The 774-nt window shown below is 65.2% G+C and carries 1 protein-coding gene; it reads left to right on the top strand.

Annotation, left to right across the window (positions count from 1 at the left end):
• Positions 1 to 163: 163 nt before the first annotated feature.
• A partial coding sequence (plsY, locus tag OR16_RS38995) for a glycerol-3-phosphate 1-O-acyltransferase PlsY (RefSeq protein WP_006165023.1) occupies positions 164 to 774 on the top strand: 611 nt, incomplete at its 3' end.

Below are 774 nucleotides of genomic sequence, written 5' to 3'. Positions count from 1 at the left end.
CAAAGAAAAGTGACCGGCAGCCCCCGCAGGGGGATGTCGTATGGCTTTGGGGTGCAAAAGCCAACACCGCTGACAAAAGCCACCACCACCCCCAAAGCCCCCCATCCCCCCCCACCCCCCATCCACGCTACAATCCCGCCAGCCTCAACCCCCCTGCCCCCACATGGCCAATCTGATCTTCGCACTAGCCGCCTACCTGATCGGCTCCATTTCCTTTGCCGTCGTGGTCAGCAAGGCCATGCGCTTGCCCGATCCGCACACCTATGGCTCGGGCAACCCAGGCGCCACCAACGTGCTGCGCAGCGGCAACAAGAAGGCCGCTATCCTGACGTTGATCGGCGATGCCTTGAAGGGCTGGCTGGCCGTCTGGCTGGCGCAGCGCTTCGGCCCGGCGTACGGCGTCGACGACACGGGCTTCGCGCTGGTGGCGGTAGCGGTGTTCCTGGGCCACCTGTTCCCCGTGTTCTTCCGCTTCGCGGGCGGCAAGGGCGTGGCCACCGCGGCCGGCATCCTGTTTGCCATCGACCCGCTGCTGGGCGCGGGCACGATGGCTACCTGGCTGATCGTTGCCTTCTTCTTCCGCTACTCGTCGCTGGCGGCGCTGGTGTCGGCGGTCTTTGCGCCCTTCTTCTATGTCCTGATGTCGGGCGTGGACGTGATCGCCGGCGCGGTATTCGCGATCAGCGTGCTGTTGGTGGTGCGCCATCGCGCCAACATCGAAAAGCTGCTGGCCGGCAAGGAAAGCCGTATCGGCGAGAAGAAAAAAGCCCCGGG

The organism is Cupriavidus basilensis OR16, from assembly GCF_000243095.1.
Lineage (GTDB): Bacteria > Pseudomonadota > Gammaproteobacteria > Burkholderiales > Burkholderiaceae > Cupriavidus > Cupriavidus basilensis_D.
Note: the sequence above shows the minus strand (reverse complement) of the source record. Positions and strands in the feature narration are given on the sequence as shown.